We start from the raw sequence: 12,316 nt of genomic DNA, 5'->3' as shown, positions 1-12,316 counted from the left end.
AATGCATTATGCACTTCTTGGTGACATACATTCCTCTAAAGAGGATTTAGAAAAAGTACTCATGGATATTTCGGAGAAGTATCCGGAAGCAGTCCGTGTCGGGACGGGCGATCTGTTTGAATGCATAATTAGTAAAAAGAATATTACTGATCAGAAGTTTACGAAACTTAAAGACGTTATGATCATTCCAGAAGGGTTTACCGAGCTATTAACATTCTTGTCGGTTAGCGGCAATCAGGAAGACCGAATAATGATGATTACAGAAACAGACGATCCGCTTCGAGAAAAACTGGGCACTATGCCGGAAATGCTGGACATTGCGACGGCTAAAATAATCCATGGTCATCAGTGGAAATGGGGCGGTGAACCGTGGGCGCTTATTCAAGCGGACGTGGATGAATCTCCCGTGTTTTATGGGCATAGTCATACGTCCAAATTATCCCGAAATGGTGTGAATGAAGCAATTGAATTTGGAATTCCATATGATGTAAGTGGTGACAAGGTCCTCGTGAATGTAGGGGCAGTCGTCATTGATCGAGAATGGGCGCTGTATAATGTATCGGAGAATACGGTTACTTTTATGAAAGCCTAACAAAAAAGACTGAACAGATAACTGTTCAGTCTTTTTTGTGAATTGCTTCTCGTGCAAGTGCGTCTGCAGCACGGTTATCTACATCGGGAATCCATTTGATGAAAAAAAAGTCAAACGTGTCTGCAAACTCAAGTATTTTTTTCAAGTATTCTTTATATGCTTCATTTTTCACGAATTTCTTTTCCACGGCCATGACAACGATTTGGGAATCAGAACGAGCTGATACCATGCCAGTCGTCAGTTTGGATGTTTCTTCCAAGCCGCGTAACAGTGCTTGGAATTCGGCAGAATGATTATCCGTAGGTTCGATTTTTTCGGATAACTTTATTGCATGGCCCTCACCTTTTATGAAAATTCCAATACCACTTTTCCCGGGATTTCCTGCACTTGCGCCGTCTACGTACAACTCAATCATTTGATTTAGCACCTCGATTTAATTGGATTGTTGCACCAGTGTTCAAATAGTATTAGAATATATGAATCGTGTCTTTTGGGGGTAGTCATTATGAATAAAACAATCATTATGAATGAAATAGATGGAATTCTAGATGCCTATTGCGATGGCTGCTTCCTGAAAACACAGCTGTCAAAAGACAAAGGGAAGTCGGGATCACATAAGTTTTGTATTACCGTGTGTACGATCGGAGAGCAGCTTCGGTTTCTAGGCCAGGAAATGAATAAAAACACAAAATAATATCCCGCTGGAAATTGCATCAGCGGGATTTTGTGTTCGATCATTCATCTCCAAGTTTTAAGACATTCGCTGCCTGAGGACCGCGATTCCCTTCGATGATTTCGAAGGATACGGATTGTCCTTCATCAAGCGTTTTAAAGCCTTCAGATAGAATACCGGTAAAGTGGACAAACACATCTTCCCCGTCATCCGCTTCGATGAAACCATAGCCTTTATCATTACTGAACCATTTGACTTTTCCCTGGTACATGTATATTCCTCCTCGGCGATTCGATGTCCCATCCATTAGATACATGGATGCATCAACTATACATGAATCGACATTGTGCGTCAACGATATGCCTAAATATTCAGACGCATTTTCACATAAAAAATCTTTTTATAGGAGTGATTATATGATAAAAACGATTGAAAAATGCATGCAGATAGTCATTGGAATTTACAATAAGTTCGATGCAAGTCATGATTTCGCTCATATCCAACGCGTAATGAAAAATGCGGAAGAAATCTTGGTTCGGGAGCCTTCAGCGAATGAGGAAGTTGTCCGTCTTGCTGTTTTGTTGCATGATATCGAAGATGCTAAATATAAATCAGATGACAACCCATCCATCCTAGACATTTTACAGGAAATTGGTCTCGAAGATGAATTAACTAAGAAAGTAGTAGCGTGTATTGAAAGCGTGTCATTCAGTGGTGGTAATGCGAAGGACATCACGTCCATCGATGGAGCCATTGTGCGCGATGCAGACCGGCTTGATGCAATCGGTGCTATTGGGATTGCACGCACATTTGCGTTCGGCGGTGCAAGGGGAAGGAAGCTATACGATACAGACGAGATGGTTCGTGTTAATATGTCTGAAACAGAATACCGTAGCAAGGAAACGGCATCAGTTACACATTTCTATGAAAAGTTGTTGCTGTTAAAAGAGTTGATGGTGACAGAAGAAGGGAAGCGGCTCGCGGAGCAACGACATGACTATATGGAAGGTTTTTTGAAACAATTAGATCGTGAAATCGGTTCTTAATGATAATGAAAATGTAACCCCTTGTTCAATAAGAGACAAGGGGTTTTTGAATGATGTCAGTTGGCATGTTTTAGTAATTCTTTCTCAATGATTGCCTGGAGTTGATCAGTGCCGATTGCACCGCTAGAGAACGCTTTGCTTTTAATCCAAAATACGGTCCTCATCATTGTGCATCAGTCAATCGAAATTCGATGTATGGCCGATTGTCACCTAAAATTAAACGTTCTTATGCGAGGGACTATTCACACTCATATTCACGGTCATGATTACATGTGACTGAACACTTGAAAAACTATCCTCTAAGAATAAAAATACTGGGTGAACATCGCCGTGTAAACCACTACCATTTTTTGAAGTCGCATTGTACAAATCACTGTTTTTCAACCGGCTAATTTCGGAGCCTATACTATCCATATAATCAGGTTGACCCAAAGGATATAAATTGAACTTAGCGGAAACATATTGTTGAAATGGAGCGTATGATTCTTGATTAATACGGAATTTTTGTTCGGAAGGTTCATGGAATTCATGAACTACCGAAGGACATCCCGAGGAAAACGTACCATTGAATGCTATATGAGTTCCACTTTTTGAGGCGTGAATTATCATCGCTTTCACAGCGTCAAAGACAGCTTCCTGCTCGCCAATCATAGTTGAAGCTACGTCGTCTGTAGACATTGTCACATTTGAAGTGTTGACTCCTTGGAGTGCACCTTTTATGATTTCGATAAAGTTGTTAGTCATTGGATGGATGGAAAATTGGAGAGTGATCAAATTTTTTTCATTTCAACGTCCCCCTTATTGGTCAAATTGACATTTGTACCTGTTATTTTTTATTGTATCAAAGTGGTAAAATAGATACAATTATTCCCTTAGAAATACGAATTTGAATAAAATAAAACCACTTGACACCAAATTCATTGGTGGCAGGTGGTTTAGTCTTTCATCTGAATTTTTTCACGTTAGGATAGATTAAAATTCAAGCTGTTTTGCAATATAATCTTTCACTTCTGAAATAGGCATACGTGTTTGTTCCATTGAATCGCGGTGACGAACTGTCACTTGACGATCTTCTTCGGAATCAAAATCATACGTAATACAAAATGGTGTTCCAATTTCATCTTGACGACGGTAGCGTCTACCGATTGATTGTGCATCATCGTATTGAACGTTGAAATGTTTACGCAGTTCCGCATAGACTTCATCTGCGCCTTCCGCGAGTTTTTTCGATAATGGCAGAATCGCAGCTTTTACCGGTGCAAGCGCTGGGTGGAAACGAAGAACAGTACGTTTGTCGTCGCCTTCTAGCTCTTCTTCATCAAATGCATCGCATAGGAACGCAAGTGTCACACGGTCCGCACCAAGTGAAGGTTCGATACAATAAGGTACAAATTTCTCGTTTGTGATAGGGTCTAGGTAGTTGAAATCCTCACCGGAATGTTCCATATGACGTTTCAAATCGAAATCAGTACGGTTCGCAATGCCCCATAGTTCACCCCAACCAAACGGGAATTTGTACTCGATGTCAACAGTTCCTTTTGAGTAATGCGAAAGTTCGTCTTCATCGTGTTCACGTAAGCGCATATTGCCTTCTGTCAAACCAAGGTTCAATAACCATTGTTTTGAGAATTCACGCCAGAAAGCATACCATTCCATATCTTCGCCAGGCTTACAGAAGAATTCAAGTTCCATCTGTTCGAACTCACGCGTACGGAATGTGAAGTTTCCAGGTGTAATTTCATTCCGGAAGCTTTTTCCGATTTGTCCAATACCAAATGGCATTTTCTTTCTCATCGAACGCTGTACGTTTTTGAAGTTTACGAAGATACCTTGTGCAGTTTCAGGGCGAAGGAAAATTTCATTCGCTGATGAATCTGTAACACCTTGTGATGTTTTAAACATTAAGTTGAACTGACGAATATCTGTATAGTCCATAGCGCTACAAGTAGGGCAGACAACGTTATGTTCGTTGATAAGTTCTGCCATTTTATCGAAAGATAGACCATCGACAACCATTTCGATACCTTTTGCATCAAGTGCATCTTCAATTAGTTTGTCAGCACGATGACGTGTGTTACATTTTTTACAGTCAATCATCGGATCGTTGAAGTTTCCGATATGACCTGAAGCTTCCCATACTTTCGGGTTCATGAGGATAGCCGCGTCAAGACCGACGTTATACGGCGATTCTTGAATGAATTTCTGCCACCAAGCTTTTTTGATATTATTTTTTAATTCAATCCCAAGTGGGCCATAATCCCACGTATTTGCAAGACCTCCGTAAATATCAGAGCCTGGGAAAACAAAACCTCTTTGCTTTGCTAAGTTAACGACTTGTTCCATTGACATAATAAATCCCTCCAATTATTAATCAAATACGCCTTGGCGGATTTGCGTCCAGATTTTGAATTGAGCTTGCTCAAATAATTCCCCTCAAAATCTGTGACATCCGCCGGAGGCTTTAATTTTGTTCAGCGGGGGCTTATGCTGAAACAAATTAAAAAGCACCCATCCCTGGACATATGTCCAGGGACGAGTGCATGATTACCCGCGGTTCCACCCTAATTGGCTGACGAACAGCCCTCTTTAATAGTGCATTAGCTCCAGGTTGCCGTTTCATGTCGGTACGGGCTTTCACTATCCCCGCTCGCTTCAATTTGACATTACTCATAGACCTATCTTCGCCTATTCAATTCTAACTTAGTTTAGCATGGTTCCGATTTCTTCGCAATAGCTCGCGTCTTCGTATATAATAATCAAGGATAAACAATTGAACGCTTAGGGCGGTGACATATATGGAACTGAATAAGCGTCAGACGGAAATCTTTGAAATCGTTAAAGCAGATGGCCCAATTACTGGCGAACAGATCGCGGAGCGGCTTAAGCTAGCGAGGGCTACAATCCGTCCTGACTTAGCTATTTTAACAATGGCTGGCTTTTTGGATGCAAGACCTCGAGTAGGCTATTTTTATTCGGGAAAAAGACCTGCCCAATCAGTTGCTGACAGTATGACCGGCATGAGGGTGCGTGATTTTCAGTCAATTCCGGTCGTTGTGGAAGAAAATATTTCGGTTTATGATGCAATTTGTCAAATGTTCCTAGAAGATGTTGGGACATTATTCGTCGTCGATCAATCTTCATTTCTTACCGGAGTTCTTTCGAGGAAAGACTTACTAAGAACGAGTCTTGGGAACAATGAATTGGAGAAAATTCCGGTCCATGTCATTATGACGAGAATGCCAAATATTACGTATTGTGATAAGCAGGATACGCTCCTTCATGCGGCGAAGAAAATGATAGACCAGCAAATTGATTCGCTACCTGTTGTCGTTGACAATGGGGAAGGGCTTGAAGTTGTTGGTAGGGTAACCAAAACCAATATTACTGCAGCCTTCCTATCACTTGCGGATGATCACGAATTATGAGGGGGATACTATGAAGAAGCTAATTTTGTTCATCGTTTCTGACTCAGTCGGTGAAACGGCCGACCTTGTTGCAAAAGCAGCGGCAAGTCAATTCAGACAAGGGCTAGAAACCGTATTAATTAAAAGGTTTTCACATGTAGAGGATGAATCGCAACTTGATGAAATCGTCTATTTAGCGAAACAGCAAAATGCAATCATTATCTATACGCTTGTGAAAAGTGCAATGTGTCAAAAACTAAAGCAAGAATGTCGAATTAAAGAAATTCAGTGCATCGATCTCCTTGGGCCAATTATCGAACGGATAGGTATGGAACTTGGTGAAAAGCCATTAGAAGAACCTGGACTTGTGCGGCAACTTGATGAAGATTATTTCAAAAAAATTGAAGCAATTGAATTCGCCGTTAAATATGACGATGGTAGGGATCCGCGAGGTATTTTGAGAGCAGATATTGTTCTAGTAGGTGTTTCAAGAACGTCGAAAACACCCTTATCGCAGTACCTTGCACATAAACGTTTTAAAGTGGCGAATGTTCCACTAGTACCTGAAGTCGAGCCGCCGGAAGAACTATTTATGATTGACCCAGCTAAATGTTACGGACTTGTTATCTCTGCGGAAAAACTAAACTTCATCCGCAGAGAACGTCTCATCGCACTTGGTTTAAAAGATGATGCGAATTATGCGCGAGTTGAGCGGATTGAAGCTGAAATTACGCATTTTAATAATGTCGTCTCGAAAATCGGTTGCAATGTTATCGATGTAACAAACCGGGCTGTAGAGGAAACTGCAAATGTTATACTAAGTGAGCTTACGAATCGTCATTCGTAAGCAAGAAGTGGGAGTTACTGTTAATCCTGAGGTGGAAGGGTATTCATAATCAGGACACAGTGATGTAGAAGGACCGACCGCTAATACGGGTTGGTTCTTCTTTTGCGGATGAAGAATTTTTTTTTGAAATATGAGGTTCATATAGAGATAAAGCTTTACTATTAGTGTAGTATGAAAGATTCCGAGCATAATCGAAAATATTTTGTCGAAAATGAAGGGTTTTTGAATACTATCTCGAATTTAATCTTGATAGAGTGGTTGGTGATAGGATGACGAGAATACCAGAAGAGACTATAGAAGCCGTCCGATCAAAGACTGATATTGTAGATTTAATTGGAGAATATGTGCAACTTACAAAAAGAGGAAAGAACTGGTTCGGGCTTTGCCCGTTTCACGATGAAAGTTCACCTTCTTTCTCAGTTACAGAAGATAAACAACTCTTCCATTGTTTCGGATGTGGCGCTAGTGGAAATGCGATTACCTTCATTATGGATATTGAAAATAGCCCTTTCACCGAAGCCGTTGTAAAGCTCGCTGAACGAACTGGTATTGAAATCGATGCTACAGTGGGTGAAGGATCCGGAGCAAAGCAGCATAATGAATTTAAATCTATGATTGAAGCGCATGCTCTTGCTGCAAACTTTTATAGTCATCTACTCCTAAACACTGTAGAAGGTGAAGAAGCACTAGAATATCTTGAAAAAAGAGGGTTTACGAGAGAGAGTATCGAAAAATATGGAATCGGGTGGTCGCTAAATGATAATGAAGCGCTGTCGGGTCTACTAAAGCGTAAGAGTTTCGATATGAGGGATATGGAACGTGCTGGGCTTTGCATCATGAAAGACGATGGGACTGGCTATTTTGACAGATTTCGAGCACGTATCATGTTCCCGCTTCATGACGACAATGGTAACGTTGTAGCATTTTCTGGACGTATACTTACCGGTTCAAAACAGGAAGCCAAATACCTAAATAGTCCCGAAACCCCAATATTCGAAAAGAGTCATATTCTGTACAATTTTCACAATGCACGTCTTAACGTCCGGAAAACGGGTAAAGTAATACTGTTTGAAGGATTTATGGACACGATATCGGCTGATCGTGCTGGTGTGACGAATAGTGTTGCCGTAATGGGCACATCTTTATCAGATACACATCTGCTGAAATTAAAAAGAATTGCTAAAGATCTTATCATTTGCTGTGACGGAGATGATGCTGGATGGGAAGCGGCAAAACGATTCGCAGACATGGCCACCCAAAAAGGGTTGGATGTTAAAATCGCGTTGTTGCCTGGAAAGATGGACCCCGACGACTACATCACAGAGCATGGCGGTGATGCATTTCGCGAAAAGGTCATCGGTAATCCCCATTCATTCATGTCATTCATAATGGCATATGCAAAGCGATCAAAGAACCTATCTTATGAAAACGATGTGTTGCAATATATCCATGAAGTATTGGAAGAATTAGCGAAGCGTTCATCGCCAGTAGAGCGGGATCTTTATTTCCGGCAGCTTTCAACCGTGACTGGTGTATCAATCGAAGCCATTAATCAGCAGTTTATAAAAATGGCGGGACATCAAGCGAAGAAAGCAAAAACAGAACCAAAGCATGGGGAAACTATGCGTCCTCAACCTACTGTTCCAATCAGAAAGAAGACCGGTACTGAGCGTGCAGAGCGATTGTTGCTCTTTCACCTGTTAAGTGATGGGGAATTGTTTGATCGAATACGATTGGACAAGCAAAACCTGTTCGTTCGAGAAGATTATGTTGCTATCTTCATTCGGCTCGCTGGGTTTTATGAACAACACGGAATACCTGATTTCCACAGGTTTGCGGAATCGTTGGAAGACCGAGAACTTAGAAAAATTGTATTAGAATCTGCAATGGTGGAAAGAGATCCTGAACACGCTGCGGAAGAAATAGCTGATTGTATCAGTCACCTTGAAAAATATAAAATTAGTTTGACAATCCATGCAAAGATCCATGAATCGAAAGAAGCAGAAAAAATAAATGATCATACCCGGGCGCTGGAGCTGGCCAGGGAAATTATACAGCTCCGGAAATCATTGACGACATTGTAGTCGTTTTCCGGTGTACTTAGGAGGAACGGGTAAGATGAGCAAAAAAGAGCAAACAGAAGATATGGAAATTGAAATGACTGTTGAAGAAGTGAAGGCAAACCTGTTGGAGGCCGGAAAGAAAACAGGTGAACTTACGCTCGATGAGGTAACTGAGAAGTTATCTGTGTTTGAAATGGAACCTGAACAGTTCGAAGAATTCCTTGATTTGATTGAAGTACAAGGAATTGAAATGGACCGCAAAGCCGATGAAGAAGCCGGCGATGAGGGGAAAGTAGTGGCAGAAGAAAAGTTCGATTTGAATGACCTCAGTGTCCCACCAGGTGTTAAAATCAACGATCCTGTAAGAATGTACTTGAAAGAAATTGGGCGTGTTGATTTACTGACAGGTGCGGAGGAAGTTGAACTTGCAATTCGCATCCTGGATGGCGATGAAGAGGCGAAAAAGAGGCTTGCAGAAGCCAACTTGCGTCTAGTCGTAAGTATTGCAAAGCGGTATGTCGGACGTGGCATGCTGTTCCTTGATTTAATTCAAGAAGGAAACATGGGGCTCATTAAAGCAGTCGAGAAATTCGACCATACGAAAGGCTTCAAGTTCAGTACGTACGCAACGTGGTGGATACGTCAGGCAATCACCCGTGCAATCGCGGACCAAGCCCGTACAATCCGGATTCCAGTTCATATGGTTGAAACCATCAATAAGTTGATTCGTGTTCAGCGTCAATTACTACAGGATCTTGGTCGTGAACCATCTCCAGAGGAAATTGGAGAAGAAATGGATTTAACTGCTGAAAAAGTACGTGAAATCCTAAAAATTGCACAAGAACCTGTATCACTTGAAACGCCAATTGGGGAAGAAGATGATTCTCACCTCGGTGACTTCATAGAAGACTCAGAGGCTCAGTCACCGTCTGATCATGCAGCATATGAGTTATTGAAAGAACAACTGGAAGACGTACTCGATACGTTGACAGACAGGGAAGAAAACGTGCTTCGTCTGCGTTTTGGTCTTGATGATGGTCGTACAAGAACACTTGAAGAAGTCGGTAAAGTGTTTGGCGTAACCCGTGAACGAATTCGTCAAATCGAGGCAAAAGCATTACGCAAACTGCGTCACCCATCTAGAAGTAAACGACTAAAAGACTTTCTTGAATAAAAAAGGGCATCGGCATAATTTGTGCCGATGCTTTTTTCACTGTTAAGCAACAGGGCAGCTGATTGGCGCTCTCCGATTTACCTACACTTTTCAAGGAGCGATTTATACTATGAATCCACAGCGAAAACGAATGATTATTTCGGAAATAAAATATTGGAAGCAGAATAAGTTGTTGCCGGAACATTACTGTGATTTTCTAATTACTCTCTATGCTCAAGGGCAGGATGAGAAGGAAGTGAAAGCCACCGAAGCCATTCTTGTCAAGGAAAAAAAGAAATTGGAACGGAAAATTGTTTTGATGACCATACTAGCGATAATCGTTAGTGGAGGCATGTTCGTATTTACCCAATACCCAGGGTGGACACTTACCTTGACGGCTGTTGTTTTGTTCTCGTTTCTCCTGTTGACGATGCGTAAATCAATGATTCAAATGGGAATAGCACCTATTTTATACATACTGGCATCCTTAATGTTGTTATTAATGTCACTGAAGCTATGGGTTGTCTTTTTCGATGGGCATACGATGTTACTAATCGGATTACTTATGTTGAACTGTGCGCTCTGGCTATTTGCAGGACGTATGCTAAAATTACAGTATTTCACAATCTCTGGTGCAGCTGGGCTACTATTAATCATCGTATTTTTACTTGTTTCGTTCTGAATTCTCCTATTCTTTCAGTAATAGTTGTGAAAACGGTAGACAATTCGTTATAATTGAAATTGTAAGCGTTCACAACAAAGGGGATGAAGATGTTGAATTTCGATTTGACAGAAGAACAACAGATGATTAAAAAAATGATTCGGGAATTCGCAGATGAAGTTGTTGCACCAGGTGCAATCGACCGCGACCGGACAAAAGAATTTCCAGTACAGGTGTTTAAACAGCTCTCCGAAATGGGAATGATGGGTTTACCGTTTTCTGAGGAATATGGGGGCGGAGGAGCCGACACAGTAAGTTTCGCAATTGTTACGGAAGAACTGAGCCGGGCATGTGCATCAACAGGAATTACATATTCGGCGCATATTTCTTTGGGAGGGGCACCGCTCAACCTATTTGGCACTGAAGAACAGAAACAGAGGTATTTGACGCCAATTTGTACAGGGGAATCATTAGGCGCATTTGGATTGACAGAATCGAATGCGGGCTCGGATGCGGGGGGGACGCAAACGACAGCAAAAGAAGACGGGGACGATTATGTCATCACCGGTTCTAAAGTGTTTATCACGAATGCGAGCTATGCCAAGCACCTTGCAATTACTGCTATCACTGGGAATGAAGACGGAAAGAAAGAAATTAGTGCAATAATCGTTCCGACTGATGCAGAAGGCTTCACGGTTATTGATAACTATGAAAAAATGGGGCTAAATGCTTCTAATACGACAGAACTTGTGCTTGACAACGTCCGAGTACCAAAAGAGAACCTGTTAGGGACTCAAGGTAACGGTTTCCGACAATTCCTCGTAACGTTAGACGGTGGACGTATTGGGATCGGTGCTATGGCAGTAGGAATCGCTCAGGCGGCATTTGACCGGGCACTCCGCTACTCTAAAGAACGTAAGCAATTCGGCAAAACTCTTTCTGAATTCCAAATAACACAATTTAAGCTGGCAGATATGGCGATGAAAATTGAGCTTGCACGCAATATGGTCCATAAAGCAGCATGGCTGAAAGATCAAGGGCGTCCATTCTCGAAAGAAGCTTCCATGTGTAAACTATATGCATCGGAAATTGCTATGGAAGTAGCGAGTGAAGCAATCCAGATTCATGGCGGTTATGGCTATATGAAAGAATATGAAGTCGAACGCTATATGAGGGATGCCAAGCTTCTTGAAATTGGAGAAGGAACTTCGGAAGTCCAAAGAATGGTCATTGCCAGACTAATTGGCTGTTAACAATAAAAGCGTCTTGCACCCGCTTAGACCCGCGCATTTGGTGCCTGTTGCTAGATAATAATAAAATATTTGTCGAAATTGTCACAAACACCGAAAAGATCATCGTTAACCCTTTCAGTTTTCTATTGAATACAGTACAATAATAGTTGTGTACTGTATTCATTACAGAATAGATCCTGATAAAGGAGGGTAATTCAATGGGAAAAAATCCAATAATTCCTTATATTCTTATTTTTGCGCTTGGAATCGGTCTTATTTTCTTCATGTCCCTTTATGGACTTGAACAGAAAAGTGAAATCGCTGAACAAGGCGAAGAGGGGGTAACTGAAGAAGCTCCAAGTTCTGCGGAATTTGATGCTGAAGCAGTTGCTCAAGGGAAATGTATCGGCTGTCACGGTGGAGACCTTACAGGCGGAATGGGACCAGGACTGGTTGGAACTAAACTGTCTAAGGATGAAATTAAAAACATCATAAAAGACGGTACTGATGGCGGAATGCCAGCAGGACTCGTTTCGGATGATGCCGAGCTTGACGCTATGGCAGATTATATTTTATCACTTAAATAATCCTTAATTAGGAAGAGCTGTCAGTTAGCAGAGCATTTCTGTAAACTGATGGCTTTTT

Annotated in this window: 14 protein-coding genes; 10 read left to right on the top strand and 4 right to left on the bottom strand. The window is 41.5% G+C overall.

The window, feature by feature from the left end; translation table 11 throughout:
* Position 1: 1 nt before the first annotated feature.
* Positions 2–592, top strand: coding sequence for a metallophosphoesterase family protein (locus ACGLYD_RS10015; RefSeq protein WP_187045107.1), 591 nt, complete (start codon positions 2–4; stop codon positions 590–592).
* Positions 593–617: 25 nt separating this feature from the next.
* On the opposite strand, the gene ACGLYD_RS10010 is transcribed toward ACGLYD_RS10015, so the two are convergent.
* Positions 618–1,007, bottom strand: a complete 390-nt coding sequence (locus ACGLYD_RS10010; RefSeq protein ID WP_067210269.1) for a ribonuclease HI family protein — start codon at positions 1,005–1,007, stop codon at positions 618–620.
* A 90-nt stretch (positions 1,008–1,097) separates the two neighbouring features.
* On the opposite strand from ACGLYD_RS10010, the gene ACGLYD_RS10005 reads away from it, so the two are divergent.
* Positions 1,098–1,286: a zinc-finger domain-containing protein gene (locus tag ACGLYD_RS10005; RefSeq protein ID WP_067210267.1), complete on the top strand. Its 189-nt coding sequence runs from the start codon at positions 1,098–1,100 to the stop codon at positions 1,284–1,286.
* A gap of 40 nt (positions 1,287–1,326) precedes the next feature.
* On the opposite strand, the gene ACGLYD_RS10000 is transcribed toward ACGLYD_RS10005, so the two are convergent.
* On the bottom strand, positions 1,327–1,536 hold the full coding sequence (locus ACGLYD_RS10000; protein WP_067210265.1) for a cold-shock protein: 210 nt from the start codon (positions 1,534–1,536) through the stop codon (positions 1,327–1,329).
* 145 nt (positions 1,537–1,681) lie between these two features.
* Here ACGLYD_RS10000 and ACGLYD_RS09995 point away from each other — a divergent pair, with 145 nt between their 5' ends.
* Positions 1,682–2,311: an HD domain-containing protein gene (locus ACGLYD_RS09995; RefSeq protein ID WP_067210263.1), complete on the top strand. Its 630-nt coding sequence runs from the start codon at positions 1,682–1,684 to the stop codon at positions 2,309–2,311.
* A 216-nt stretch (positions 2,312–2,527) separates the two neighbouring features.
* On the opposite strand, the gene ACGLYD_RS09990 is transcribed toward ACGLYD_RS09995, so the two are convergent.
* Together ACGLYD_RS09990 and ACGLYD_RS09985 are read right to left on the bottom strand one after the other, a co-directional pair.
* Positions 2,528–3,085, bottom strand: a complete 558-nt coding sequence (locus tag ACGLYD_RS09990) for a YkoF family thiamine/hydroxymethylpyrimidine-binding protein (RefSeq protein ID WP_399632769.1) — start codon at positions 3,083–3,085, stop codon at positions 2,528–2,530.
* Positions 3,086–3,283: 198 nt separating this feature from the next.
* Complete coding sequence (locus ACGLYD_RS09985; RefSeq protein ID WP_187047908.1) at positions 3,284–4,663, bottom strand: glycine--tRNA ligase; 1,380 nt, start codon at positions 4,661–4,663, stop codon at positions 3,284–3,286.
* A gap of 443 nt (positions 4,664–5,106) precedes the next feature.
* Between ACGLYD_RS09985 and ACGLYD_RS09980 the strand changes: the two genes are divergently transcribed.
* The 7 genes from ACGLYD_RS09980 (at position 5,107) to cccA (ending at position 12,258) form a co-directional block, all read left to right on the top strand.
* Positions 5,107–5,736, top strand: a complete 630-nt coding sequence (locus ACGLYD_RS09980) for a helix-turn-helix transcriptional regulator (RefSeq protein ID WP_082786604.1) — start codon at positions 5,107–5,109, stop codon at positions 5,734–5,736.
* A 10-nt stretch (positions 5,737–5,746) separates the two neighbouring features.
* Positions 5,747–6,562, top strand: coding sequence for a pyruvate, water dikinase regulatory protein (locus ACGLYD_RS09975; RefSeq protein WP_067210252.1), 816 nt, complete (start codon positions 5,747–5,749; stop codon positions 6,560–6,562).
* Positions 6,563–6,831: 269 nt separating this feature from the next.
* Positions 6,832–8,646 carry a DNA primase gene (dnaG, locus tag ACGLYD_RS09970; protein WP_067210250.1) on the top strand — a complete coding sequence of 605 codons (1,815 nt, stop codon included), beginning with the start codon at positions 6,832–6,834 and terminating at the stop codon, positions 8,644–8,646.
* Between the two features lie 34 nt (positions 8,647–8,680).
* Positions 8,681–9,799, top strand: coding sequence for an RNA polymerase sigma factor RpoD (gene rpoD / locus ACGLYD_RS09965; RefSeq protein ID WP_067210248.1), 1,119 nt, complete (start codon positions 8,681–8,683; stop codon positions 9,797–9,799).
* A 109-nt stretch (positions 9,800–9,908) separates the two neighbouring features.
* On the top strand, positions 9,909–10,460 hold the full coding sequence (locus ACGLYD_RS09960) for a hypothetical protein (RefSeq protein WP_187045105.1): 552 nt from the start codon (positions 9,909–9,911) through the stop codon (positions 10,458–10,460).
* Between the two features lie 92 nt (positions 10,461–10,552).
* A complete protein-coding gene (locus ACGLYD_RS09955; protein WP_067213966.1) occupies positions 10,553–11,692 on the top strand; it encodes an acyl-CoA dehydrogenase family protein in 1,140 nt (379 codons plus the stop codon).
* A gap of 197 nt (positions 11,693–11,889) precedes the next feature.
* Positions 11,890–12,258: a cytochrome c550 gene (gene cccA, locus ACGLYD_RS09950; protein ID WP_067210244.1), complete on the top strand. Its 369-nt coding sequence runs from the start codon at positions 11,890–11,892 to the stop codon at positions 12,256–12,258.
* The last annotated feature ends 58 nt before the right edge of the window (positions 12,259–12,316 follow it).

This window comes from Sporosarcina sp. SG10008 (assembly GCF_044569405.1).
Classification (GTDB): Bacteria; Bacillota; Bacilli; order Bacillales_A; family Planococcaceae; genus Sporosarcina; species Sporosarcina psychrophila.
This window is presented reverse-complemented; position numbering and strand designations above follow the sequence as displayed.

Bases quoted from the DNA above. Each gene is read 5' to 3' on its own strand.
- ACGLYD_RS10015 (WP_187045107.1), top strand. From the start codon at position 2: ATGCATTATGCACTTCTTGGTGACATACATTCCTCTAAAGAGGATTTA.
- ACGLYD_RS10010 (WP_067210269.1), bottom strand. From the start codon at position 1,007: ATGATTGAGTTGTACGTAGACGGCGCAAGTGCAGGAAATCCCGGGAAA.
- ACGLYD_RS10005 (WP_067210267.1), top strand. From the start codon at position 1,098: ATGAATAAAACAATCATTATGAATGAAATAGATGGAATTCTAGATGCC.
- ACGLYD_RS10000 (WP_067210265.1), bottom strand. From the start codon at position 1,536: ATGTACCAGGGAAAAGTCAAATGGTTCAGTAATGATAAAGGCTATGGT.
- ACGLYD_RS09995 (WP_067210263.1), top strand. From the start codon at position 1,682: ATGATAAAAACGATTGAAAAATGCATGCAGATAGTCATTGGAATTTAC.
- ACGLYD_RS09980 (WP_082786604.1), top strand. From the start codon at position 5,107: ATGGAACTGAATAAGCGTCAGACGGAAATCTTTGAAATCGTTAAAGCA.
- ACGLYD_RS09975 (WP_067210252.1), top strand. From the start codon at position 5,747: ATGAAGAAGCTAATTTTGTTCATCGTTTCTGACTCAGTCGGTGAAACG.
- dnaG (WP_067210250.1), top strand. From the start codon at position 6,832: ATGACGAGAATACCAGAAGAGACTATAGAAGCCGTCCGATCAAAGACT.
- rpoD (WP_067210248.1), top strand. From the start codon at position 8,681: ATGAGCAAAAAAGAGCAAACAGAAGATATGGAAATTGAAATGACTGTT.
- ACGLYD_RS09960 (WP_187045105.1), top strand. From the start codon at position 9,909: ATGAATCCACAGCGAAAACGAATGATTATTTCGGAAATAAAATATTGG.
- cccA (WP_067210244.1), top strand. From the start codon at position 11,890: ATGGGAAAAAATCCAATAATTCCTTATATTCTTATTTTTGCGCTTGGA.